Below are 24571 nucleotides of genomic sequence, written 5' to 3'. Positions count from 1 at the left end.
CCCCGACAGGAGCTGCCCAGGGCGGCGCACAGATGGTGGGTGCTGGCATCGCCATGGGGCAGATCGGCCGGGGCCTCGGCCTGACCGGGCTGGACCGGGTGGTCAACCCACGAGGCGCCCGCCGACCGGCGAGGAGAGAGGTGACCGAAGATGCTGCAGAACGTGGACGTGGGTCGGCGGTGCCTGGACGCCTACCGCTCGTGCGCGGGCGACGCGGTCGTGGACGAACTGCGCCGTCTCGCGGAGCCGTTGGACGGCGTGCGGGTGCTGCACGTGAACGCCACCGCCTACGGCGGCGGCGTGGCGGAGATCCTGCGCTCCGAGGTGCCGCTGCTGCGCGACCTGGGCGTCGTCGCCGAGTGGAAGACCATCACCGCGGAGCAGGGTTTCTTCGAGGTGACCAAGGCTGTCCACAACGGCCTGCAGGGCGATCCGCGCGGCGTGACCGACGATGAGTGGCAGGTGTACGACACCGCCTCCGAGCAGGTCGCCGCACAGTTGGAGGAGTCGTACGACGTGGTGGTCGTGCACGACCCGCAGCCGCTGGCCCTGCCACATCTCCACGGCAGAGGCGGGGCGAAATGGGTGTGGCGCTGCCACATCGACAGCTCCCGGCCCAACCCGCACGTCTGGGCCCGGCTGCGGCCGCTGCTGTCCGCCTACGACGCCGGCGTCTTCACCCTGGGCGGGTTCGTCCCGCCCGACATCCCGGTGAACCGGGTGGAGATCATTCCCCCCGCGATCGACCCGCTCAGCCCGAAGAACATGCCCGTGGACGACACGCTCACGACCGGCGTGCTGGACTGGATCGGCGTGGACACCGCACGCCCGCTGCTGGTGCAGGTCTCCCGCTTCGACCCCTGGAAGGACCCGCTTGGCGTCATCGACGCCTACCGGGCGGTTAAGCGCCAGGTACCGGGTGTGCAGCTGGCCCTGGTCGGCTCGATGGCCCTGGACGACCCGGAGGGCTGGCGGGTCTACCGGCAGATCACGTCCGCCGCAGCTGATGACCCGGACATCTCGCTGTTCACCAACCTCACCGGGGTCGGGAACATCGAGGTCAACGCCTTCCAGCGGCACGCCGACGTGGTCCTTCAGAAGTCGCTGCGGGAGGGTTTCGGTCTGGTGGTGTCCGAAGCCACCTGGAAGGGCACGCCGGTGGTCGCGGGCCGGGCCGGCGGAATTCCGCTGCAGCTGCCCGACGGGGTCGGCGGTCACTTGGTGGACACCGTCGACGAGTGTGCCCAGGCGGTTCTGGGCCTGCTCGCTGATCCGGTGGATGCGCGCCGTCTCGCCGTCACCGGGCGGGAGCTGGTGCGCGAGCGGTTCCTGCTGCCCCGCCTCATCGGCGACGAACTCCGTCTGATCACCAGCCTGCTCGGCCACGCCCCCGCGCCCCCGACGGCGTTGGCTGCCGCGGGCACGGCGGGCGAAGACCGGGATCCGGTCTGCGGGATGCGTGTGGACGGTGCCGGCGTCCACCCCACGGAGTACCGGGGCCGAGCCTTCCAATTCTGCTCCGCCTCCTGCGCCCGTCAGTTCGCCGCCGACCCTGAGCTGTTCTGGCGCGCCGTGGCACGAGCCGCCCGGAGCGCCTCCGCCACCGCGTGAACCACGAAGGAGTGGCCGTCATGTCCGAGCTGCGTCGGGACCCGTTCACCCGAGACTGGGTGGCCATCGCGCCCGGCCGCCGCGAGCGCCCTCGGCAGATGCCCGCCCCGGTCGGCTCGCACGTACGCCGGGTTCCAGCCGCTGATCCGGCCTGTCCCTTCTGCCCGGGCCGCGAGGAGTCCACCCCGCCCGAGCTGTGGCGCCTGCCCGCCCTCGTCGATACCTCACCCGGCGCCTGGCGGCTGCGAGTCGTGCCCAACAGATACCCCGTCGTGGCCTCTGCCGACAGGCCCGCCCGCCACCACACCACCGGACTGCACACCTCGGCGGAGGGTATCGGCAGCCACGAGGTCGTGATCGAATCCCCCGCCCACGATTGGGACTTGCCCGACGGTGACGATGCCGCTGTCACCGACGTCCTGCGTGCCTACCGGGCCCGCTGCCTTGCCCTGCGCGACCGCCGCCCGGGCCTGGTCCTGCCCTTCCGCAACCACGGTGCGGCGGCGGGCACGTCGCTGCCCCACCCTCACTCGCAGATCGTCGCGACACCGATCGTTCCGGCCCGCTTCCGCCAGCTGTTCGACGTCGCCCGTGCCTACTACGACGACCACGGCAGCTGCCTGTACACCGACCACACCACAGCCGAACTCACCGACGGCGAGCGCGTCATCGCCACCACAGGCCACGCCGCCGCGCTGGCCCCCTTCGCCGCCCGCACACCGTACGAGACCTGGATAGTGCCCCGCCGCCACCAGGCATCCTTCGCCGACGCCTCCGACGAGGACCTGAAACAGACCGCGGGACTCCTGCGCCAGATCCTCGGGGCACTGTGCGATCTGCTCGGCGACGTCCCCTACAACTACGCTTTGATCAGCGCCCCCAACGGCGAGGAGACCACCGCCTACTTCGCCTGGCACCTCCAGATCGCCCCCCGCCTGACCGAGCCCGCCGGGTTCGAACTCGGCACCGGCATCGCGGTCAACCCCGTCCCGCCCGAACAGGCCGCCGCCCACCTGCGTCAGGCTCTGGCGGCCCGCCCTGCCCCTCCCGTACCCCAGACGGCCGCCGCTTCGGCCTCCGACCGCTCCCGGACGCGGGATCGCACGGCCGGCAGGCAACCATGAAGACGAGCAGTGACGTGAGCGACGTCCCCGTACGACCGGACAACGGCCGTCCCGTACCCGCCCGGCAGTCGGAGCCGACCGCCGGGCCGGAAGCGGCTGGACGGCCTCGGTGGCAGGTGTGGGCGTGGTGGGCCGGTATGGTCGCTGTCGTCGCGCTTGCCGTGGCCGGAGGCGTCTCCCACCGCCACGAACTGGCGGGCACCTCCCATCTCCTCACCCACCTCAGCATTCTCAAACTGGCCGTTGCCCTCGCCTTCGAGGCGGCGTCGTTCGTCTCCCTCGCTGTTCTCCAGCGATGGCTGCTGCGCGGGGCGGAAACACGGCCTGGCCTGGGGACCATGACAGGGCTCACGTTCGCCGCGAACGCGATGGCCGGCGCGGTCCCGGGCGGCAGTGCCCTGTCCGTTGCGTGGGTGATCCGCCAGCTCCGTCGCCGGGGCATCGTGCTGGCGCTTGCTGCGGCGATGCTCGTCGTCGCCGGGGCCCTGTCCATACTCGCTCTCGCGCTGCTTCTGACGGTCGGTGCGCTGGTGGCCGATCCGGACGGACCGGGGGCGGGGCTGCGGACCGTGGTTCTCACGGCCGCGGTGGCGCTCACCGCAGCGATCGTGGTGGCCGTCTGTCTCACCCGGTCCTCGGGTCTGCGCCGCGCGATCCGGTACGTGGGGCGGCGCGTCACCGGGCGATGGCGGATCGGGAGGCGGCTCGGCAACCTGCTTACCGACGTGCTGCACCAGGCCGAGACCATCCAGCCCGGGCTGCACGGCTGGGTCCGTCCCTTCGGGTGGGCGCTGCTGAACTGGGTGTGCGATGCCGCTGCCCTGACCGCCTCCCTGTGGGCGCTGGGCATCGATGTGCCTTGGCGCGGCCTCCTGATCGCCTATGGGCTGACCCAGATTTCGATCAGCCTGCGCCTCACCCCCGGCAGTCTCGGCGTCGCCGAGGCCAGCCTGAGCACCGTGCTCGTCGTCCAGGGTCTGCGCGCCGACCAGGCGATCGCCGCCGCGCTCCTCTACCGCGTCGTCAGCTTCTGGGCCGTTCAGCCGATCGGCTGGGCGGCCTGGCTCCACCTCACCCTCCGGGACACCCGCTCTCTTACCCGCACCAGTCCCGCGGGCCCGAGGGCATCCGCCGCCGACGGGACCACGAGACCGCATGCGCGCTCCTCCTGGCACCGCGAAGGTCACCGCAATCGACACGGCACTCCACGAAACAGGTGACGAGCATGTTGATGAACAAGGTCGAGTCCGCCCTGGTCAACAGCGGCCCGCGCAGAGCGCTGCAGCGGTTCTACGAAGCACCGCTACTGGCCCGCCTCGGCGGCCGGATCCCGGGCGGACGGGCCCTGGAGATCGGCTGCGGGAGCGGGTACGGCACACGGCTCATCCTGGACCGCTTCGGCGCCGCCTCGGTGGACGCCGTCGATCTGGACCCCCGGGCCGTCGAGTCCGCCCGCCGACGCCTGGCCGGATACGGCGATCGGGTCCGGCTGGCCGTGGGATCCGCGACCGACCTGCGGGCCGCCCTGGAAGCCGAGGACGACGGCTACGACGCGGTGTTCGACTTCGCGATCATCCATCACGTCGAGGACTGGCGCGCAGCCGTCGCCGAGGCGGCCCGGGTACTGCGTCCGGGCGGGCGCTTCTACTTCGAGGAAGTCACCCTCACCGCCCTGAACCGCCCTACCTACCGGCGCCTGTTCGACCATCCCGGCAAGGACCGTTTCACCGCCGGTGACTTCCTCGCCGAGCTGCCCCGTCACGGCCTGTACCCGGACGAACAGTGGTGCACCCGGGTTGGCGGCGACTACGTCCTGGGCGTCGCCGAATTGCGCCTGGCGGACTGACCGACGGCATCCCATCGCCACGCACGAACACGGAGGAAGGATCATGACCACGAAGACATCCGACGCCCGGGCCTACCTGGTGGGAGGAGGTATCGCCTCCCTGGCTGCCGCGGTGTTCCTGATCAGGGACGCCGGACTGCGCGGGGAGAACATCCGCATCCTGGAGGAACTCCCGGTCGTCGGCGGCGCGCTCGACGGCACCGGCGACCCGGGCCGCGGCTTCGTCGCCCGCGGCGGACGCATGTTGGAAGAAGAAGCGTACGTCTGCCTGTGGGACCTGCTGGAGACCATCCCGACGCTCACTGACCCCGACAAGACCGTCAAGGACGAGGTGTGGGAGTTCAGCAGCGAGTGGCCCTCGCACGCCGGCGCCCGCCTCATCGACCGCGACCACAAGATCCTCGACCCGGCCGCCTTGGGCCTGAACCTGCGGGACAAGGCCGAGTTGGTCCGCCTGCTGGCGCTGCCGGAGCACGTCATTGGTGCCCGTCGCATCGACGAGTTCTTCTCCGATCACTTCTTCGCCACGAACTTCTGGGCCATGTGGCGCACCACCTTCGCCTTCCAGAACTGGCACAGCGCCATCGAACTCAAACGCTACATGCTCCGCTTCGCTCAGGAGCTGCCGCGCATCCACACTCTGGCCGGCGTGCGTCGTACCCGCCTGAACCAGTTCGACTCGATCGTCCGCCCCATCCAGCAGTGGCTCGCCGACCGCGGTGTGGTCACCGAACACGGCACCACGGTCACCGACGCGGACTTCACCGGCGACGCCGTGAGCGGCCGCCGGATCACGGCACTGCGCGTCGTACGCGACGGCCGGCCGGGCACGTACGAACTCGGCGAGCACGACTACGCCTTCATCACCCTCGGGTCGATGACCGCGGACGCCGCCTACGGCGCCGACGACCGCGCGCCCGAGCTGATCCGCGACAAACGTGACGGCGCCTTCCGACTGTGGGAGGCCGTCGCCCGCAAGGCCCCCGACTTCGGCCGCCCCAACACCTTCTGCGGCAACGTCGACGCCAACAAGTGGGAGTCGTTCACCCTCACCATGCGCAGCCCGCTGCTGATCCACCGCATCCAGGACTTCTCGGGCAATGTCCCCGGTGCCGGCGGACTGATGACCTTCAAGGACTCGGCGTGGCTGATGTCGCTGGTGGTGCCACACCAGCCGTACTTCGCCGCCCAGCCCGAGGGCACCTACACCGCCTGGGGCTATGGACTGTTCCTCGACGAAAAGAGCGACTACGTCGACAAGACGATGTCGGAGGCCACCGGACAGGAGATCCTCACCGAACTCGTCCACCAGCTCGGCTTCGAGGACGCCTTGGACGAGATCCGAGCCACGACCACCGTCGTCCCGGTGATGATGCCCCATATCACCAGCCAGTTCGCCCCGCGCCGGGTCGAGGACCGGCCCCTGGTCCTTCCGCGCGGTGCTCGGAACTTCGCGTTCCTGGGCCAGTACACCGAGATTCCCGAGGACGTGGTCTTCACGGTGGAGTACTCGGTGCGTGGTGCCATGCACGGCGTGTACGGGCTGTTGGGCGTCGACCGGCCGATCCCCGGCATCTACCACGCCCTGTCAGACCCCGAGGTCGCACTCAGCACCCTCAAGGCGGCCCTGGCCTGACATCCCTACCGGCATCGGCAGCCTGCCCGGCGCACCGCCGGGACCGGCTGCCGCATCGCCTGTGCCGCCCCACCGATGGAGGTGAGGTCCGTGCCACGGCACCCGACACCGCTGGCCGCTGCCGCCCGGGTCGGAGAGATCGCCACCGTGCTCTGGGCCGGCGGATTCCGCTGGCTGGTCGACGCCCTCGGCCTGCGGGCCTGCGTGTCATTGCGCTGCCGGGCCCTGTGCACCCTGGGGCTGCGGCCGTGCGAGCGCCACGCGGCCATGGACCGGCCTCTGCCGGGGCGCATCCGCCACGTCCTGGAACAACTGGGGCCGACCTTTGTCAAGGCCGGGCAGATGCTCGCGCTGCGCCCGGACTACGTGCCCGCCGCATTCGCCGAGGCACTACAAGGGCTCTACGCCGACGTACCACCGTTCCCGGCCGCGGACGCGGCCCGGGTCGTCACCGAGGAACTCGGTCGGCCACCGCGGGAGGCGTTCGCTGAGTTCGAGCCGGAGCCCTTCGCGGCCGCCTCCCTGTCCCAGGTGCACCGGGCGCGGCTGCCCGACGGCACCGAGGTGGCGGTGAAGGTGCAGCGGCCCGGGGTGGACACGCAGGTGGAGGAGGACCTGGTGCTGCTGCGCTGGCTTGCGCGGCGCCTGGAGCGGCGCAGTGCGGCGGCGCGCCGGTTCCGCCCGGCCGACGCCGTCGAGGAGGTTGCCGAATGGACGCGACGGGAGCTCGACTTCCGCCGGGAGGCCAGTACTGCGCAGGAGCTGCGCCGCCACTTCGCCGACGAAGACTCGGTGATCATCCCGCGGGTGCACGAGCGGTGGACGGCGCGGCGAGTGCTGACCATGGACCTTCTTCACGGGCAGCGGCCGGCCCCGGCCGCCGAGTTGCGGCAGGCCGGGCTCGACCCGCAGCGCGTCCTCGAGACGGGTGCGCGCGCGGTGCTGCGGCAGGTCTTCGAGTTCGGGGTCTTCCACGCCGACCCCCACCCGGGCAATCTGCTCCTGCTACCCGGCGACAAGGTCGCCTTCCTGGACTTCGGCATGTTCGGGCGCGTGGACTCCCGGCAGCGCCACCGCATGGGCCTGATGCTGTGGGCGCTCGTGGACGGCGACTACGACACCGCCGTCGGGCAGCTGCTGCGCCTGTCGGAACGACGCCCGGGAGCCGACGTGCCCGGCTTCCGGCGGGCCGTCGCCGGCCTCGTCGACGACTGGTACGGCCAGCCGGCCCGGGAGTACTCAGTGGCCCGGTTGCTGCTGGCCGAGCTCGGCGCGGGCGCGGCGCACGACATCGTCTTCCCGCGCGAGCTCATGCTCCTGGCCCGCACCCTGCTCACCCTGGAATCCACCGCCGCGCTCATCGACCCGGACATCACCCTCGCCGACCTCACCCGCACGGTGCTGCCCGACCTGAAGGGCATCCTGCTCCCCGCTCTTCCCACCCCCACCGCGCTCGCCCACGCGTGGGCGGACACCAGCCGGGCCCGGCTGGTCCTCGCTCTCGAACTGGACCTCCCTGAAGCACTTCAGCACCTGAACGATCTCCTCACTGCCGCCACCGCGCCGCCCGCCCCCTCCCCGCAGCGAGAGCGGGCGCCCCTGCTCGCGCTCCTGACCGCCGCGGCGGCCGGGGCGGCGCTGGCCCGCCTCGGCCGCCGGAGACGCTGATGAGCGCACGGATCTGCGCACCGCGGCCTGCCGTGAGGATGGGACCGTTCGGCCCAGTGCTAAGGCCTTTAGTACCTGTGCGGGGTTGCCCTACGTGAGGGAACCTGGAGGTCAAGGGAATCTGGCCACAGCGACACTCGGGAGCCGGAGATGAAACCGAAACTGCTCACGGGCATCGTGGTCGCGGCAGTCGTTGCCGTCGTACTTCTCTGGCTCGGTGTCTCGCCCTACGTACTGCTTCTCATCGCCTTCGTGTCGGCGTGCCCGCTGAGCATGGCTTTCATGCACGGGGGCCATAGTGCTCACGGCGAGGGGCCGCACGCGCGTGAGGGTGAGGAGCACCCCGAGCATCACCATGGCGACCGCGGTGGGAGCAGGTTCACGAAGAAGGGCCCGCAGTACCACTGAGTCGTGCGCAGGCCGGGGGGACACAGACCTCGGACCGCCAAGAAGGGACTGGCACCATGAGCAGCATCGCTCGCCGTATCGCGGACCTGTTCCGGACCAAGGCGAACAAGGTCCTGGACCGGGCTGAGGATCCGCGTGAGGTGCTGGACTACTCCTACGCGAAGCAGCAGGAGTTGCTGCTGAGGGTGCGGCGCGGTGTGGCGGACGTGGCCACCAGCCGCAAGCGCCTTGAACTGCAGATGTCCACCCTGGAACAGTCGAGCGGCAAGCTTCAGGGGCAGGCCCAGCAGGCCCTCGCCGTCGGCCGGGAAGACCTCGCTCGGGAGGCCCTGGGACGCCGGGCGGCGGTGGCCGCGCAGCTCACAGACCTGCAGGGGCAGTATGCCGCGCTTGAGGCCCAGGAAGAGAAGCTGACCCTGGCCTCGCAACGCCTCGAAGCCAAGGTGGATGCCTTCCGGACCCGGAAAGAGACCCTCAAGGCCACCTATACCGCGGCCGAGGCGCAGACCCGGATCACCGAGGCCGTGACCGGCATCGGCGAGGAGATGGGCGACGTCGGCATGGCCATCCAGCGGGCCCAGGACAAGACCGAACAGCTGCAGGCCCGCGCCGGGGCACTGGACGAGCTGATCGCCTCCGGCGCCCTGGAGGACGCAACCCTCCCGGCCGGCCGCGACGACATCCAGACCGAGCTGGACAAGGCGTCCGCGGCCGGGGACATCGAGCTGGAACTGGCCCGGATGAAAGCCGAGCTCCCCGCTGCCCCCGAGGCACCGCCCGCGCTGGAAGACCGCCCGTCTGCAGACGCGGACCGGGAGCCGGACAAGGAGGCACCGTCGTGATCATGCGGATTCTCGGCGAAGGCCAGTACGAGATCGCCGACGCCCACCTGGACAAGCTCAACGAGCTGGACGCCGTGCTGCAGTCGGCTGCCGCCTCCGGCGACGAACGGGCGTTCGCCGTCGGACTGCGGGCGCTGCTGGACGCAGTACGCGCCCTGGGCACCCCGCTGCCGGCCGACACACTCGCGCCGTCGGACCTGATCCTGCCCGACGCGGACACCGGCCTGCACGAGGTCGAGGCGCTGCTGGGCGACGAGGGCCTGATCCCGGGGTGATGGTCGTGCGTAGCCGCTTCGCTCCCGACCGGCAGCTGACCGCCCGCATGGGCCTGACGATGTTCCTGCTCGGGCTGTTGTACGTCGCGTTCGTCGCCGTGCTGATCGCGCTGCTCAAGTCGTGGATCCTGGTGGTGGTCATCGCCGCCGGGCTGCTGGCCGCCCAGTACTGGTTCTCCGACCGGATCGCCCTGTTCGCGATGCACGGCCGCATCGTCACCCCCGAAGAGCAGCCCCAGCTGCACGGTGTCGTCGACCGGCTGTGCACCACCGCGGACATGCCCAAGCCGCAGGTGGCCGTCTCCGAGATGGACCTGCCCAACGCGTTCGCCACCGGCCGCAACGCCGACCACGCCGTGGTGTGCGTGACGACAGGCCTGCTGCGCCGCCTGGAGCCCGAGGAACTCGAGGGCGTACTGGCCCATGAACTGTCCCACGTCGCGCACCGCGATGTCGCGGTGATCACCATCGCGTCGTTCCTGGGCGTGATCGCCGGGCTCATGGTCCGCTTCGCCTTCTACTCCGAGCTGTTCGGCGGCGGGCGCGACCGGCGCGACGACCAGAACACCGCCGCTCTGCTGTTCGCGGTCATGGCGGTCTCGGCCCTCGTCTACGCGCTCAGTTTCCTGCTCATCCGTGCCCTGTCCCGGTACCGGGAGCTGGCGGCCGACCGGGCCGCCGCCCTGCTCACCGGCCGCCCCTCGGCGCTGGCGTCGGCGTTGACCAAGGTCACGGGCGATATCGCCCGCATCCCCACCCAGGACCTGCGCACCGCGCAGGCCTTCAACGCCTTTTTCTTCACTCCCGCCCTCGGACCAGGCACGGTCGTGGCGAATCTGTTCTCCACCCACCCCACCCTGGAGCGCCGCCTGGAGCAGCTCGGGAAGATATCCGCCGAGTTGGGCCGCCAGGCCTGACGAGACGCACGTCAAGGAGGACCCCGGCATGGCAGGCGGCCCTGTCGCACAGACCACCCGGCGTGCCCTGGTAGTCGACGACGAGGTGGAGCTGGGCCGCCTGGTCGGCGACTACCTCTCCCGGGAGGGGTTCGCCGTGGACGTCGTACGGACTGGCGCTGACGCCCTGGAGTCGGCGCGGTCCGCGGAACCTGACGTGGTGGTCCTCGACCTGATGATGCCAGGTATCGACGGGGTGGAGGTGTGCCGACAGCTCCGCACCTTCACCGACGCATACGTGATCATGCTGACTGCTCGTGCGGACGAGGTCGACAAACTCGTCGGCCTGTCCGTGGGCGCCGACGACTACCTGACCAAGCCGTTCAGCCCGAGGGAGTTGGTCGCCCGGGTCAAGGCAATGCTGCGCCGGCCCCGGGCCGGGCAGCCGATGCCGGGGCAGGAGCTGGTGCGCCGCTTCGGGGACCTGGCCGTCGACCCGGAGGCGCGGGAGGTCACCGTCGCCGGTCGCCCGGTCGAGTTGACCCGACTGGAGTTCGACCTGCTGGAGGCGCTGTCGTCCCGTCCGCGTCTGGCGTTCAGCCGACGGCAGCTGATCGGGCGGGTCTGGGGGCCCGACTGGGGCGGCGACGAGCACATCGTGGATGTCCACGTCGCCCGTCTGCGGCGCAAGCTCGGCGACGACCCGGCCGCCTCCCGCTTCGTGCTCACCGTGCGCGGGGTGGGTTATCGGATGGGTACCGGGTGATGACTCGGCGCCCCGGCCTGACGGCGCGGCTGGTGATGGCTCAGCTACTGGTGGTGTTCGTCGGCTTGGCCACACTTTTCGTCGTGGCCTCCGCCGTCGGCCCGCCACTGCTCAGGCGCCACCTGCGCAGCGCGGTGGGGGCGGTGTCCCCTCATCTCTCCCGGCATCTGGAGCACGCGTTCCTGGCCGCGGGCGGCATCTCCCTGGCCATCGGCATCGCGGCTTTCCTGGCTGCCGCCGTCGTTGCTGCCGTACTCCTCACGCGGCGGCTGTCCCGTCCCATCCATGAGCTGGCCGATGCGGCTGACCGCGTCACCGCCGGCGACTACACCGCGCGTCTGGGTCCGACGCGACTCGGCCCGGAGTTCGAGACCCTCACCAGCGCCTTCAACACCATGGCCGACGCCCTGGAGAACACCGAGCGCACCCGGCGCCGACTGCTCGGCGACGTCGCCCACGAACTGCGCACCCCACTCGCCACCATCGAGGCATACCTGGAGGGCCTCGCCGACGGGGTACGCACCCTCGACGAACACACCCTGGAGGTGCTGGGCGCGCAGACCACCCGGCTGCACCGGCTGGTCGAGGACATTTCGCTGGTCTCCCGAGCCGAGGAACACCAGCTCAGCCTGGCCCGGAGCACTCTCCCGGCGGCCCGGCTGGTCGACGCGGCCGCGACCGCCGTTCGCCCGGGCTTCCGGACCAGGGGCGTGGACCTGCGTGTCATGGTCGCCCCCGGCACACCCGCGGTCGACGCGGACCGGGACCGGCTTGTCCAGGTGCTGGTCAACCTGCTGACCAACGCGCTGCGTCACACCCCGTCGGGTGGGACGGTCACCCTCGCCGCCGAACCCGCGGGCGGGGGTGCCGTGATCAGTGTCGCCGACACCGGCGAGGGCATCGCCCCCGAGCACCTGCCGCACGTCTTCGAACGCTTCTACCGGGCCGATCCGGCCCGCGATCGGGAGCATGGAGGCTCCGGCATCGGCCTGACCATCGCTCGCGCCCTCGTCCAGGCACACGGCGGCACCCTCACCGCGAGCAGTGAGGGACCAGGCAAGGGCGCGGTCTTCCGGATCGGCCTTCCACCCGCGAGCGACGGTCCGGACCTTCAGGGAAGCAACGTCGGAGCTTGACGGAATCGTCATGATTCGCCTGAACCATCGGAGCTCATAGGAGGAACGCAGAATGAGTACACGATGGTTCACACCCCGCTGGCTGGGCGCTCTGATCGCCGTCGCGCTGATCGCAGGCGCCGGGGTCGGGATCGGCCTGTGGGCAAGCGGTTCAGGCTCTTCGAAGCCCCGAGCCTCGACCCTGGTCGGGCCGGGCGACCGCGCTGTGAGCACGGCCGAGACTGCCCGTCAGAAGAAGGGCGCCGATGTGCGGGACGTGACCCTGACCGCTGCCTCCACCACCCTCCGCCTCGACGGGCACAAGGTCACCACCTGGGCCTTCAACGGAACCGTTCCCGGCCCTGAAATCCGCGTCAAGGCCGGTGACGTGCTGCGTGCCCGGGTGATCAACCGGTTGCCCGACCCGCTGACCATCCACTGGCACGGGATCGCGCTGCGCAACGACATGGACGGCGTCCCCGACGTGACGCAGAAGGCGATCAAGCCCGGCGGACAGTTCGTCTACCGGTTCACGGTCACCGACCCCGGCACCTTCTTCTACCACTCCCACGAAGGCACCCAACTGGACCGCGGACTGTACGGCCCGCTGATCGTGGACGACCCCAGGGACACCACCGCTCCCCGCCGTGACATCACCGTCTTGCTCGACGACTGGATCGAGGGCACCGGCCGCACCCCCGACCAGGTGCTCGCCAACCTCCGCTCCGGCGCCTCGAAGAATGGCGATTCCTCGGATATGGGATCCATGCCGGGTATGGACGACTCGTCGATGCCGGGGATGAACAGCTCGTCCATGGGCGGCTCGGAGATGAGCGACAGTATGCCCACCAAGGACAAGCCACTGGGCAGTGACGTAACGGACCTGACCTACCCGTACTACCTCGTCAACGGCCGTCCGGCGACGGACCCGGCCACGTTCAAGGTCACCCCCGGAGAGCGCGTCCGGCTGCGGATCATCAATGCCGCCTCGACCACCCCGTTCCGTGTCGCGGTCGGCGGCAGCCGGCTGACGCTCACCGCATCGGACGGCTTCCCGGTCCGGCCCGTCACGACCGATACCGTCCTGGTGGGCATGGGTGAGCGGTATGACGCGGTCGTCACCGTGCCCCGCAGCGGGGTCGCCCCGCTGGTCGCGAAGGTCGAGGGCGCGTCGGCGCAGGCACTGGCGGTGCTCCGTACCGGGACGGGATCGAACCCCATGCCCGACGTCAAGCCGAAGGAGCTCGGCGGCCGTCTCCTGGCGTACGCCGATCTGGAGGCCACCCACGCCGTCGCATTGCCCGCACGTCAGCCCGACCGGACCTACGCCCTTGACCTGACCGGCAGCATGACCACGTACAAGTGGGGAGCGGCCGTGGGCGGCATGAAGCGCGGCACTCTGCCGGTCCGGCAAGGCCAGCGCGTCAGGCTGGTCCTCGACAACCGCACCATGATGTGGCACCCGATCCACCTGCACGGCCACACCTTCCAGGTGGTTACCGGCTCCACCCCGGGGCCACGCAAGGACACGGTCATCGTCCCGCCCATGAGCCGGGTCACCGTCGAGGTAGAAGCGAACAACCCGGGACAGTGGGCGCTGCACTGCCACAACATCTACCACGCCGAGGCAGGCATGCTGACGATGCTGTCCTACGTGAAATAGCCAGTGGTCCCCTCCGAGGGGATGGTCCGTCCCCGGCCTGGACTCGGGGAGCTCGGAGGCGCGACACGGACTCCGCGCCGCGCCCCGTCCTGCCTCATCACTGCGGGCTGAACGGCCGTCCGGGGGTGGGGCTTTCGACCCAAGTGCCATAGCCGCAATCGCTCTACCGTCGCCACAGGGCGGGGGAACCGCGGCCTGAGGGCCCCGGCAACGATGAACACACCCATGAAAGGTCAGCCCGTGAGGAAATCCCACGTCTTCCTGGCAGCAGCAGCCGTGGACCCTTCCTGATCACGGCCCAGGCGCCCGCCGCCATCGCGGCCCGCAGCACGCCGCGGTCACCCCAGTACCCAGTTGCGGCCTGCCGCCCGCAGTCCCCGTTCGTACTCCCGCGACCAGTTGGGCTGTGGCCGAGCCGGGCATGGAGTGGCGGCGGGGCCGGGCTACGCGGCTGCGCGCGGCCCTCGGGGTGCTGGGGAGATCGGCTGCAAGTCGCGGGGCATGCACGCCTGGTCAGCACCTGGAATCGAACCCGGCATCGACGGCAGGCCCTCGGCCGGACCGTCTGCCGGAGCAGGCGTCAGGGGCCGGCGCCGCCCGTCGGGGTTCCTCTTTCTTCGAGGCGACGCAGGATTTGCGTGTTCTGCTGCCGGATCTCCTCGATGCTGCGCATAATCCGCTTGGGCGGGAACTCCTCGGGCATTCGCTCGAACATCTCAAGGCACTTCCTCATGGCCCGCTCGCCCAGCGCCGGTCCGAAGCGGCGGAATGCGGCCAGGGCTACCACGGAGGCCGCGGCGCCGATAATCATTTTCTTCACTTGATCTCTCCTTTGTGGCCGGTCTGAGCAGGGCTTCAAGATCCCTTAAGGCTGCCATTTGCCAGGGCACCGGCTTGACGAAGTTGCCCGTCCCAAAACTTCGGCCGCGGTTGCGACCTCGTAGCAATACCTGCCGTACGACAGCCTCGAGTCATGGCAGGAGGTCGGCAAGTTGAAGACGGGCGGCATCGGGCGCTCTTGCTCGTCGCGGCACTGGCTACGGCTGCAGCTCACTTGCACGCCCACATGATTCGTGACGAAGGGAACGAAGGACCGGGCCAGCTGGCTCGTTATCGCTGCCGGGAGCGGCTCTTCTGATCCGGTGGATTCGGGTTCGGCGCGCCTGGCGGCGTCCTGCTCCTGATGCCGCAGTCTGATACGCGTGACCGCGGCCGTGGATTCTGGCGACCTCCCCGGCTTCTCATTCTGGCGACCTCCACGGCTTCTCAAGGGGAGTGTGCGCCCGCCGCCTCATCGGATCCAAACCAGGGTGATCAGGCACGGCACCTCTGCGGATACGCTGCAAACGAGTAGCCGCGATGAGGGCAGACCGGGACCAGCGGCTTACCGGCAGATGCAGCGGAGGTCGTGGCGAGCGGCGTCCGACGGCTACCCGACCGGCCCCGATTGCCGAGCGCAATGGGAATCGCTGCGAAAGAGCGACCTCGACGTTCAGCGGTGTGTTCAGAGAGATTCGAAGCCGCAGCACGGAGCACAGTAAGAGAACGCGGCCATCGCATCGATGATCGGTGTCGCGACAATCTACGGCGTCCACGAGTGTGGACAGGGGATCTAGCGCTGCATTCCTTCTGTGAATCAGCGCCCTGCGAAAGGAGCACCGATCATGTCACCCGCTGATACTGCCAACCCGGCGTGGATCACCGTGCCACTGGCAGACAGCTTGCCTGGAAAGGTCGCTACTGAGATCGATCCGATCGCAAGGAAGATCGGATTTGTGCCAAACGTAGCCCGACTCCTCGCGGTCAGCCCCGACCATTTCGTTGGATGGTGGAGCTACTTCGACGAGCTGATGCGCGGACCGTCGGGCCTGAGCAAAACTCAACGAGAGATGATCGCGGTGGTTATCTCCGCCGAAGCTCGCTGCCCTTACTGCGTGGCCGCGCATGCCGCCGCACTGCGGCTGCGCACCAAGGACGCTGCCTTGGTTGACCGCCTCGCCACCAACTACCGGCACGTCGATCTTGCACGCCAAGATCGGCTGATGCTGGACTTCGCCGTCAAGCTCACCCAGACGCCCGAGGTATGCGAGGAAGAGGACATCGTTCGCCTGCGGGACGCCGGGTTCACCGACGCGGACATCCTGCATATCGTGGAAGTCACAGCGATCTTCAACTACAACGTGCGGCTGGCCACCGCCACTGGATTGCTCCCCAACGCCGGGTACCGCGAGCTCGGCCAGACCGCGGCGGCGGAAGGCTGAGGCATGGCACTGGCCCTGCGGCCGCACTCGACGATGACCTGGCCAGGTCGGGCAGCGTGTGTGGCACGGTCCGGGCGGCGTCGGCGTGTTGCCGCGTGGCGGGCCTCGGTCTTCGACTCGCCTGGATACATGTCGGCGATCGGCCGCATCGCAAGCCCGGGCAGGTGGGCGACACGGCACCCCACGTCACAGGCCACGGCCAGCGGAAGGGCACCGATCAAGGCGGGCTGCCTGCAGCTACCTGACGTTTCTCGGCCCGCCGCAGGATACGGACGTTTCCGTTCCCTTCCGGGGCGGTGTTCCGGCGGGCACAGGACGAGGCGTGGGACAGGGGACGTCCCGGTCTGATGCTCTGAGATGGCGTGCTGCATCACGCCTCGATCGCAGCGGCGGCCTCGGAGGAAGCAGGTCAGGTGCTGGGAGTCGATGGACGTGCCGGTACACCAAGATGCCTCTGCGTGTGCGGCCCGCTGGAGGCGCATTGATGGGCTGTGCGAGTGGGACGCGCCGAGCATTCGGGTAAATCTCGCGGATCTGTTCCGGTTACCGCTCGGTTGCGAGGAATGCGGTCATGGGCACAACGCCACCGACCCGATCGGAGCTTGCATGAATCCCCGAATACCCGGGAGCCGTGTGTGTGCGGTCACGCTGATGGCCGCCGGCTTCGCGCTCGCAATAGCGCCCGCCGCTGTCGCGGACGGCAACAGCGCGTTCAACGAGAAAGAGTTCCTGACCCAGACCATCACCCACCAGTTCGGTGGAGTCCGCATGGCCGAGCTGTGCGCGGACAAGGCGACCCGTGCCGACCTGAAGGGCGTGTGCGGGAAGATCAAGCAGACCCAGTCCGAGGAAATCACCGCCATACGCTCGTGGCTGAAGGCCTGGTACGGCGCGGCCGAGACCCCGATCGTGCCGCCGATGATGAAGCCGATACTGGACAAGCTCTCCGGCCTGTCGGGCCGCACGCTCGATGTGGAGCTCTCCCACCATTTCGCCATGCACTTCCGTGAGTTCCTGCCCCGCGTGGACAAGTGCCGCAAACAGGCCAAGCACGACGAGCTACGCGCCCTGTGTCAGAAGATGTACGAGACCCAGGCCGAGGAGATCAGCACGTTCGAGGCGGTCACCGCCGGAAAGCCGATCACGGTGGACGCCGGCCAGGGTGGCCTGGCCACCGCAAGCACGAACAACGGCGACGCCCGCACGGCCGGATGGCTTGCCGTCGGGGGCGTGGCCGCGGCGCTGGGCACCGCCGCCCTGGGGCGGCGCCTGCGCCACCGGTGAGAAACAGGCGCGCCAGGCACACCCTCTGGAGGCTGACCACACTGCTGCTGTGGATCAACGCGCTCGCTGGCGCCAGCGTCCCGGCGTGCTCTGGCCTCACTGGAGCGGCACCGGGAAGAGCAGTGCCGCCCCAGCCGGCTGCTGCGCCTGTGCGCCTGGTCCTGGCCGCCGTGGGCCTCAATGCGGTCGTGGTGCCCGTCGGAGTAGGGGCCGATGGGCGCCTCGCCGTGCCTGATGACGGAAAGGCGGCCGGCTGGTGGATGGACACCGCGGTGCCGGGCAGCCGCCAGGGCAGCGTCGTCATCGTCGGGCACCTGGACACCCGGCGCGGGGCCGCCGTCTTCGGCTCCCTGAGCCAGGCCAAGGTCGGCGACCCGGTCACGGTCACCACGCCCTCCGGCACGGTCGGCTACCAGGTGCGGGCGGTCACCGTACGCCGCGGAGCCGCGCTGCCCACGCAGTTCATCACCACGATCGGCCCGCCCCGCTGGTGCTGATCACCTGCACCGGGCCGTACCGCGAAGGTCGCGGTTACCGCGACCGGCTTTACATCCAAGCCGCTCCCGCCCCGCCGCCGAGCCGCTGAAGCCGACCGCCCCGGAGCCTGCGGACCGACGGGGCCCAGCGAAGACGGTTGCGGCAGTCGGCCCGGTGTTTCGCGTACAGGGCGCCTCCCCCGTACGCATCGACACCGCATCACTGGAGGCATCAATGACCTGCGCGGTCAAGGAGATGCTCAACACCTACCCCGCCGACCTGGCCGATGCGGACCGCGACAAGCTCGCACGCTGCAGCGAGGAATGGATCGCTCCCACACAGGATCAGCTTGACGCGAATGCGGACAGCAACGTCTCTGAACCGTTGCTGAGGCAGTCGCGGATTTGCTACGCCACTGCCGTTGAACCGTCGTCAGTGTTAGCGGAATTGCGGATCCAGGCGTGCCTCCCGCAAGTGGGCGGGTGTTTTACGTGGAGGTGGTGGCGGTGTGGCGGAAGAGGATGGCTGCGGCGAGGGTGAGTCCGGTCAGCCAGGCGAGGGCGAAGAGCAGGGGGCCGGTTTCGTCGAAGGTGGGGGTGAGGGCTGCGTCGATCAGGACGCGGGTGGCGCCGTAGCCGGGCAGGGCGTGTGCCCAGCCGGGCGGGGCAGGGCGAAGCATGGGGCTTTGTTCGATGCCCAGGTCGATGAAGGGCACCAGGAAGGCGATGAGGACGCCGCCGACGCGGCCGAACAGCGGGCCGAGCAGGACGCCGACGAGGCCGTAGGTGAGGGCGATCAGGACGTTCGCCGTGATGTAGAGGCCCCATTGGCGGGCGTCGAAGACAGTAGCCGTCACCGCGAGAGAGGCAGCGGTGGCCAGCAGCGCGCCGAGGACCACCACGGTCATGCGGGAGGCGAGCAGGGCTGCGGGGCGGAACCCGGCGAGGGAAAGGCGCTGGTCACCCGCGCGGGCGTCCAGGACGGTGAACAGCCCGGCGAGCGTGGCCAGGGATGCGATGGCGATCGGCGCCATGGTGCCGCCGTGGATGTCGGGCAGCCACGCCCGCTGGAGGAGCGTGCGGCCGCCTTCGCGCACGGTCAGCGACGTGGATTCCTCGGGGGTGGTGGCCACGGTGAGGAGGATGAAGAGGACGGGCACCGCGATGAGCAGCATCCACAGCACCCGGTTGCGGCCGGCCTCCCGCAGCCCCGTTCGCACGCCCGCGGCCAGTTGGGCCGTGGTCGAGCCGGGCCGGGCGTGGCGGCGGGGACGGGCGACACGGCTCGTCGTGGTGATCACCATCCAGCTGACCGCGGTCGCTGCGGCGGCCCAGATCAGGGCCCAGCCCAAGTCACCGATGCGGCCGCCGTGGCCGGAGGGCAAGTCCACCATCCACAGCGTCACGAAGTGCGTCGGCAGCACCCGGGTCGCCGCACGGTCCGCCGCGCCCATCACGGGCCCGAAGAAGACGTCCAGGATCCAGACGAACAGCACCAGCACGGTGCCGTTGACCGGGCTGGTCACGGTCGCGCCGATCAGTGCCCCGATGGCCAGGTAGATCAGTGCGTACATCAGTGTTCCGGCCAGTACCCGCCCCGGGGCGTCACCGAGTCCGGTCCGTAGCTGCAGGGCCAGCAGAGCTGCGGCAGTGGCCAGCAGGGCCAGGACCAGGCCGGTGGCCATCCGGGCGGCTACCAGGCGGTGGGTGGTCAGCCCGGCCAGGACCAGGCGGCGGTCGGCGGCGCGGGCGGCACGCACTTGGAAGTACATGGCGATCGCTGCGATGAATCCCGCCGCCCATCCGGCCGTGGCGGACTGCACGGCGGGCCCGCCGGTGCCGCCGAGCAGTTCGGCGGCGTCCGCCAGCGGGCGCGCGGCCACCACCACGAACACCACCGGCACCAGGACGAGCACCAGCAGATTCACCGGGGTCCGTGCGGCCTCGGCGAGGAACCGGCGGGTGAACGGCAGGGCTGTCATCGGGGCACCGCCCGACCGTCCCGCAATTCCACAATGCGGTCGAAACGCTCCTGGTCGGTCACGAAGTGACTGATGATCAGAACCGACCGTCCCGCCTGGCGGCGCTCGCCGACCAGGTTCCAGAACTTGAGGTAGGTGTCGAAGTCGAAGCCCGCGTACGGCTCGTCCAGCAGCAGCACTTCCGGGTCCGCGAGCAGCGCCAGGCCCAGGTTCAGCTTGGACAGGGTCCCGCCGGAGAGTTGGTCCGCGCGGGTGCTCGCGTAGCGTTCGAAGCCGAGGGCCGCGTAGATCTCCCGGCGCGAGCGGCGCTCGGCCTCGCCGGTCATGGCGTAGGCGCGGCCGAACAGCTCGAAGTGTTCGTCGCAGGTGAGGCGTTCGTAGACGACCGGCTCCTGCGGGCAGTAGCCCAGGTTCCCGGTGTGCGTCACGGTACCGGCGTCGGCGGCCAGCGCCCCGACCAGGATCTTCATCAGGGTGCTCTTACCGGAGCCGTTCTCGCCCACGATGCCGACCACTTCACCGGCGCCCAGGGTGAGGTCGACGCCGCGCAGCACTGCTGTCCGGTGCCGGGCCGGCCATACGCCGCGCCGGTAGGTCTTCTCGATGCCGGTCGCCTCCAGCACGGTACGGAAGGAGGTTGCCCGCGCTGGTTCTGCCGCGGGGCCGGGCGCCGCGTCTGCCTGCCGCGACCCGCTGGTCTGCGTTTTCCGGAGCTCCCCGCCGCTCACGGCCGGCTCCCGGTCTCGGACGCCGTTCGCGTGCGAGGCGGCAGGTCGCGCAGGGTGTCTCCGACGGCGTAGACCAGGGCGGCAGTGATAGTGGTAGCACCCCACAGGCCCCAGGCGGCCGCGGGCGCGTCCTCGGCCAGGAGCCCGGGGAGGGCGAGTACACCAGCCACCGGCAGAGCAATCGCCACCTGCCACGACGGACCGCCCACACGGTGCACCCGGACGCCGCACGCTGCGACGATCACGAGGCCGACGGCGATCAGGACCCAGGTCAGTACCGTCATCACCGCTCACCTCCGGGCCGCGGGCCGATGCGGCCCGCGGACACCACCGTCGGCCTGCGGTCGACTGGTGGCCGATGGCGCAGCTTCGGCCAGAACGCCGGTGTCCGTGCCGCGTACGCGGTCCACTGCTCACCGAACCGGGCGGCGACCTCGCGTTCCTCGCTGCGGGCCAGCCGGGCGTACACGTACACCAGGACCGGGAACATGATCAGGGTCGGGATGGTCGGCCACTGCAGCAGGAAACCGATCATGATGAGCAGGAAGCCGTCGTACTGCGGGTGCCGCACGAGGGCGTACAGCCCCGTGGTGGCCAACCAGTCGTGCTGAGCGGCCTCGTGCAACACCTTCCACGCGGCAGCGATCAGCCAGAAGCCGGCGCCGATGGCGACATAGCTGGCGAGGTGGAAGGGGCTGAGGTGCGGGTCGCCGGTCCAGCCGGTCAGGTCGTTCCACAGGTGGCCGCCCGCATGGGTGTCCTTCAGCAGCGGGAAGCGCGAGCCCAGCCAGCTGCCCAGCAGGTAGATCGTCAGCGGGGTGCCGTACATCTCGGTGAACAGCGCCACCAGAAAGGCGCTGTAGGCGCCCATCGCCCGCCAGTCCCGCTTGCTCTTCGGGTGGAAGAAGCTCGCGGCGAAGGCGATGAACAGCAGGGTGTTGAGCACCACCAGCGGCCACAGGCCGTATGCGGCGTCAGCCATCACTTCCTCCTTGGGGTGCGTTCTCCGGCAGCGAGGTTGTGCATTCTTGTGCGATAGGCGTCCGCGTCGATCCGGCCGTGCAGCCGCAGGCCCACGAGCCACCTCTCGGCGCTCTCCAGCGCGGCGCGACGGCCCCGGAGCCGGGCCAGGGGCGGGAGGCGGCTTTCGCTCGGCGTCACCATGCGGGCCATTTCGTAGAACACGGCAGTCAGGATCAGCGAGCCGGCCAGGAGCGCCGCCAGGGCACTCATGACTCAGCCTTCACCGGATTCGTGCGGCGGTGGAAGCAGCCTCGTCCCCGCTCCGTCCTAGGCTCGGCCATGACCGTAGGGGTGTCGGTGATCCCGCTTGCGCAGGGGATCGCGGTCATCGTCGACAGACTGGTCCGTCTGGTCGTGCCCGCCATGCATGTCCTCGCCGTGCATGCCGCGCATCATGAAGAACATCATCAGCGGGCAGCCGGCCAGGATGGCCAGGAAGATGATCGTGCCGATGGGCACGCCCAGAGCCACCAGCCCGACGACCAAGATCGCCGCGGCGATGGCGTACAGCGGTCGCTTGTCCCTAGTCATGACGTCGCCTCCTCGACTATCTCGAATACCTCCACCCGGTAGGGGTGGTCTATTTCAAGCGTGAGCCTGTTGTCCGTTGGCAGGTAGGGGCTGAGCGTGCTGTGCGGGAGGGCCGATGTTCCCCAATGGGGAGGGCCGGACGGCCCTGCTTGCCTCACGTCGTCCATCCCCGGGCGCCGCGGACACGGCGCAGCGCCGGGACGCGTACGTCCGGACGGCTGCTCCTGTGAGCCAGCTCGGCGATTGCCCGGCGGTAGGCGGCGCGATCGATACGTCCCGTCAGCAGCAGCCTCGCCAGATGGCACTCGGTGGCACCGGCCGCGGCACGCCGACCGCCGAGCCGGGCCAGCAGGACGCCGCACCGGCCGCGTGCGAAGAAGGCTCGTCGTGCGGTGTCCAGAACCACCCACGTCAGCAGGCTCACCCCGATCAGCGTCGACACATCTGCCTTTCTTCATGGAGGAGTGGGCCGGTGGACCGGTCATCGTGACCAGCGCCTTTGCCACAGGTAGTTACGGACCTCTCCACCGTGGCTCCGACGGCATGCCGCACCACAGGGAGCTAAAGTCCTTAGTAGTGGACCGAACGGCCCTGTCGGGTGCCTGTTCCGGCGATGCGGAACCGGTCAGCGGGTCATGGGTTCCTTCGGAGGTGTGCGCCGTTCATCGCCTTCCGGCGTCGCGACCGCCCGGTCAGCCGCTCGGTCGCGATGGTTGCGGACCAGCGAGGAGAGGAACGAGGCCAGAATGAGAGCGACTCCGATCCCGCTGGTGACTGCCTGGGGCACGTCGTAGCGGATCGTCAGGAAGAGGATGAGGGCGAGCGCGGCGATCGCGTAGTGCGCCCCGTGTTCCAGGTAGACGTAGTCGTCCAGAGTGCCCTTGCGTACGAGATGCACGGTCAGTGAGCGGATGAACATCGCGCCGATGCCCAGGCCAAGGGCGATCTGGAAGATGTTCTGACTGACGGCGAACGCGCCCACCACGCCGTCGAACGAGAACGAGGCATCGAGCATCTCGAGGTAGAGGAACAGGAAGAAGGCGGCCCTGCCGGCAGTGGCCGCGGGCCCCGGGCCACCGTCTCCGCCCTCGCGGTCGTGCTGTTCGAAGTACTGGGACAGGCCACCGACCGTCAGATAGGTCAGAAGCCCCAGCAGTCCGGCGACCAGCACCGTGGTACGGGCGGCTCCTGCCAGCGTGACGGCTGCGGCCAGCAGAATGCCGAGTGCGAGGAGCACCGCGAGGCGGTCGAGCCGCCCGGCCCTCGCCAGGGTGCGTTCCACGGGTGCCAGCCAGTGGACGTCCCGCTCGGCGAGCAGGAAGTCGAGGGCGATCATCAGAAGGAATATGCCACCGAAGGCGGCGATGGCCGGGTGTGCGTGGTCGAGGTGTTCGGCGTAGGCGTCAGGATCGCTGACCGCCATGTCGAGGACGGAGCCCGGGCTGAGGCGAGTGGCGGCGGAGACCACCAGGAGCGGGAGGAATAGCCGCATCCCGAAGACGGCGATCAGAATGCCCACCGTCAGGAACATCCGTTGCCAGAAGGCGCTCATCCGGCGCAGCACAGTGGCATTGATCACGGCGTTGTCGAACGACAGCGACACTTCCAGTACCCCGAGCACGGCCACCGCGGCCAGTCCTCCCGGCCCCCAGACGAGCAGGGCGACGGCAAGACCCACAGTGGTGACACCGAAGGACCAGCCGAAGGTTCGCAGGGCGCTCATCGGGACTCATCTCTTCAGGGGCCCGTACGGTCGGGGACCGGAGACCGCGTGGCGTGCGCAGTGCCTGCCACCGTCCTGTCACGCGCAGCGCCACGCACAGGGGTCTGTCGGCCCTGCGGACGGGACGGCAGGCCCCTACGTGGGGGAGGTGTTCATGGTCAGGATTGAATACGCACCTTTTGTATGTGCGTTCATGCGGAGAGACGGAGAGGAGGGGTACGGAGATGACCGCAGCCCCAGGGCGCGTTCCGCAGGCTGCCGCGCCACCCGGTTACCACGGCCAGAAGGCCGATCACCTGTCCCGGCTGCGCAAGATCGAAGGCCAGGTGCGCGGGGTGACGCGCATGGTCGACGAGGACCGGTACTGCATCGACGTCGTCACCCAGATCGGCGCCGTCACCCGGGCCCTCAAGGAGGTTGCGCTGGGTTTGCTCCATGATCACGTAAGACACTGCGTCCTGGACGCGGCCCGTTCGGGACCCGAGGAAGCGGAGACGAAGCTCGACGAACTCTCCCTCGCCATACGTCGGTTGACGCGGATGTGATCGAGCCGGGTCCGATGCGTCGACCCTTCCCATGGGTGGTGCATGCCGGTCTGTAGTGAAGCACGGCGGTACCGCCCGCGTTCTGTAGTCTGCTCGGCCACATCAGCGCATGATGAGCCCGTCCAACCGGGTCTGGAACTCGTAGTAGTCGATCTCTCCGTGTACGTA

General features: G+C 69.6%; 26 protein-coding genes and 1 pseudogene. 17 read left to right on the top strand and 10 right to left on the bottom strand.

Features of this window, described 5'->3' with window-relative positions:
• Positions 1-150 precede the first annotated feature (150 nt).
• From ACFY1J_RS42300 to ACFY1J_RS42240, 13 genes are all read left to right on the top strand, one after another.
• Positions 151-1611 carry a glycosyltransferase gene (locus ACFY1J_RS42300; RefSeq protein ID WP_390712742.1) on the top strand — a complete coding sequence of 487 codons (1461 nt, stop codon included), beginning with the start codon at positions 151-153 and terminating at the stop codon, positions 1609-1611.
• A gap of 20 nt (positions 1612-1631) precedes the next feature.
• Positions 1632-2735 carry a galactose-1-phosphate uridylyltransferase gene (galT, locus tag ACFY1J_RS42295; RefSeq protein ID WP_390712743.1) on the top strand — a complete coding sequence of 368 codons (1104 nt, stop codon included), beginning with the start codon at positions 1632-1634 and terminating at the stop codon, positions 2733-2735.
• Between the two features lie 137 nt (positions 2736-2872).
• The gene (locus ACFY1J_RS42290) at positions 2873-3955 is read left to right on the top strand and encodes a YbhN family protein (protein ID WP_390712744.1); all 1083 of its coding nucleotides are present in this window, start codon (positions 2873-2875) and stop codon (positions 3953-3955) included.
• A 5-nt stretch (positions 3956-3960) separates the two neighbouring features.
• Complete coding sequence (locus ACFY1J_RS42285; protein WP_390712745.1) at positions 3961-4581, top strand: class I SAM-dependent methyltransferase; 621 nt, start codon at positions 3961-3963, stop codon at positions 4579-4581.
• A gap of 43 nt (positions 4582-4624) precedes the next feature.
• On the top strand, positions 4625-6217 hold the full coding sequence (locus ACFY1J_RS42280) for an oleate hydratase (protein WP_390712746.1): 1593 nt from the start codon (positions 4625-4627) through the stop codon (positions 6215-6217).
• 90 nt (positions 6218-6307) lie between these two features.
• The gene (locus ACFY1J_RS42275; protein WP_390733073.1) at positions 6308-7885 is read left to right on the top strand and encodes an ABC1 kinase family protein; all 1578 of its coding nucleotides are present in this window, start codon (positions 6308-6310) and stop codon (positions 7883-7885) included.
• Positions 7886-8035: 150 nt separating this feature from the next.
• Positions 8036-8293, top strand: coding sequence for a DUF2933 domain-containing protein (locus ACFY1J_RS42270; protein WP_390712748.1), 258 nt, complete (start codon positions 8036-8038; stop codon positions 8291-8293).
• 56 nt (positions 8294-8349) lie between these two features.
• Complete coding sequence (locus tag ACFY1J_RS42265) at positions 8350-9135, top strand: PspA/IM30 family protein (protein WP_390733072.1); 786 nt, start codon at positions 8350-8352, stop codon at positions 9133-9135.
• Positions 9132-9410 carry a hypothetical protein gene (locus ACFY1J_RS42260; RefSeq protein WP_390712750.1) on the top strand — a complete coding sequence of 93 codons (279 nt, stop codon included), beginning with the start codon at positions 9132-9134 and terminating at the stop codon, positions 9408-9410. Before ACFY1J_RS42265 ends, ACFY1J_RS42260 begins: the two co-directional genes overlap by 4 nt.
• Positions 9411-9415: 5 nt before the next feature.
• A complete protein-coding gene (gene htpX, locus ACFY1J_RS42255; protein ID WP_390712751.1) occupies positions 9416-10327 on the top strand; it encodes a zinc metalloprotease HtpX in 912 nt (303 codons plus the stop codon).
• 28 nt (positions 10328-10355) lie between these two features.
• Positions 10356-11072, top strand: coding sequence for a response regulator transcription factor (locus ACFY1J_RS42250; protein ID WP_390712752.1), 717 nt, complete (start codon positions 10356-10358; stop codon positions 11070-11072).
• On the top strand, positions 11072-12208 hold the full coding sequence (locus ACFY1J_RS42245) for a sensor histidine kinase (RefSeq protein ID WP_390733071.1): 1137 nt from the start codon (positions 11072-11074) through the stop codon (positions 12206-12208). The genes ACFY1J_RS42250 and ACFY1J_RS42245 overlap by 1 nt, the downstream gene beginning before the upstream one ends.
• 52 nt (positions 12209-12260) lie before the next feature.
• Positions 12261-13850, top strand: a complete 1590-nt coding sequence (locus tag ACFY1J_RS42240) for a multicopper oxidase family protein (protein ID WP_390712754.1) — start codon at positions 12261-12263, stop codon at positions 13848-13850.
• 580 nt (positions 13851-14430) lie between these two features.
• On the opposite strand, the gene ACFY1J_RS42235 is transcribed toward ACFY1J_RS42240, so the two are convergent.
• Entirely contained in the window at positions 14431-14670 is a 240-nt protein-coding gene (locus ACFY1J_RS42235) for a hypothetical protein (protein ID WP_390712755.1), read from the bottom strand.
• Between the two features lie 844 nt (positions 14671-15514).
• On the opposite strand from ACFY1J_RS42235, the gene ACFY1J_RS42230 reads away from it, so the two are divergent.
• Positions 15515-16111 (top strand): peroxidase-related enzyme, encoded by a 597-nt coding sequence (locus ACFY1J_RS42230; RefSeq protein ID WP_390712756.1) that lies wholly within the window; start codon positions 15515-15517, stop codon positions 16109-16111.
• A gap of 52 nt (positions 16112-16163) precedes the next feature.
• Here the strand turns inward: ACFY1J_RS42230 and ACFY1J_RS42225 are convergent.
• Positions 16164-16341: pseudogene (locus ACFY1J_RS42225) on the bottom strand (transposase); the annotation flags it as partial.
• A 376-nt stretch (positions 16342-16717) separates the two neighbouring features.
• Between ACFY1J_RS42225 and ACFY1J_RS42220 the strand changes: the two are divergent.
• Both ACFY1J_RS42220 and ACFY1J_RS42215 read left to right on the top strand, forming a co-directional pair.
• The gene (locus ACFY1J_RS42220) at positions 16718-17395 is read left to right on the top strand and encodes a DUF305 domain-containing protein (RefSeq protein WP_390712757.1); all 678 of its coding nucleotides are present in this window, start codon (positions 16718-16720) and stop codon (positions 17393-17395) included.
• Complete coding sequence (locus ACFY1J_RS42215; RefSeq protein WP_390733070.1) at positions 17323-17892, top strand: class F sortase; 570 nt, start codon at positions 17323-17325, stop codon at positions 17890-17892. The genes ACFY1J_RS42220 and ACFY1J_RS42215 overlap by 73 nt, the downstream gene beginning before the upstream one ends.
• A 467-nt stretch (positions 17893-18359) precedes the next feature.
• Here the strand turns inward: ACFY1J_RS42215 and ACFY1J_RS42210 are convergent, their stop codons facing one another.
• The 8 genes from ACFY1J_RS42210 to ACFY1J_RS42175 all read right to left on the bottom strand — a co-directional run bounded on the left by ACFY1J_RS42210 (position 18360) and on the right by ACFY1J_RS42175 (position 23858).
• Entirely contained in the window at positions 18360-19853 is a 1494-nt protein-coding gene (locus ACFY1J_RS42210; RefSeq protein ID WP_390733069.1) for an ABC transporter permease, read from the bottom strand.
• Positions 19850-20476 (bottom strand): ATP-binding cassette domain-containing protein, encoded by a 627-nt coding sequence (locus ACFY1J_RS42205; protein ID WP_390712760.1) that lies wholly within the window; start codon positions 20474-20476, stop codon positions 19850-19852. Before ACFY1J_RS42205 ends, ACFY1J_RS42210 begins: the two co-directional genes overlap by 4 nt.
• Before the next feature lie 101 nt (positions 20477-20577).
• Entirely contained in the window at positions 20578-20865 is a 288-nt protein-coding gene (locus tag ACFY1J_RS42200; RefSeq protein WP_390712761.1) for a hypothetical protein, read from the bottom strand.
• Positions 20865-21563: a methyltransferase family protein gene (locus ACFY1J_RS42195; protein WP_390712762.1), complete on the bottom strand. Its 699-nt coding sequence runs from the start codon at positions 21561-21563 to the stop codon at positions 20865-20867. The genes ACFY1J_RS42200 and ACFY1J_RS42195 overlap by 1 nt, the downstream gene beginning before the upstream one ends.
• Positions 21563-21814: a hypothetical protein gene (locus ACFY1J_RS42190; RefSeq protein WP_390733068.1), complete on the bottom strand. Its 252-nt coding sequence runs from the start codon at positions 21812-21814 to the stop codon at positions 21563-21565. The genes ACFY1J_RS42195 and ACFY1J_RS42190 overlap by 1 nt, the downstream gene beginning before the upstream one ends.
• 57 nt (positions 21815-21871) lie before the next feature.
• Positions 21872-22135: a DUF2933 domain-containing protein gene (locus ACFY1J_RS42185; protein WP_390712764.1), complete on the bottom strand. Its 264-nt coding sequence runs from the start codon at positions 22133-22135 to the stop codon at positions 21872-21874.
• 154 nt (positions 22136-22289) lie between these two features.
• The gene (locus ACFY1J_RS42180; protein ID WP_390712765.1) at positions 22290-22577 is read right to left on the bottom strand and encodes a hypothetical protein; all 288 of its coding nucleotides are present in this window, start codon (positions 22575-22577) and stop codon (positions 22290-22292) included.
• 183 nt (positions 22578-22760) lie between these two features.
• On the bottom strand, positions 22761-23858 hold the full coding sequence (locus tag ACFY1J_RS42175; protein WP_390733067.1) for a DUF475 domain-containing protein: 1098 nt from the start codon (positions 23856-23858) through the stop codon (positions 22761-22763).
• A 224-nt stretch (positions 23859-24082) separates the two neighbouring features.
• On the opposite strand from ACFY1J_RS42175, the gene ACFY1J_RS42170 reads away from it, so the two are divergent.
• A complete protein-coding gene (locus ACFY1J_RS42170; protein ID WP_390712767.1) occupies positions 24083-24403 on the top strand; it encodes a metal-sensitive transcriptional regulator in 321 nt (106 codons plus the stop codon).
• Positions 24404-24571 lie beyond the last annotated feature (168 nt).

The sequence above is a fragment of the Streptomyces sp. NPDC001406 genome, from assembly GCF_042895285.1.
In the GTDB taxonomy this organism is placed as follows: Bacteria; Actinomycetota; Actinomycetes; order Streptomycetales; family Streptomycetaceae; genus Streptomyces.
This window is presented reverse-complemented; position numbering and strand designations above follow the sequence as displayed.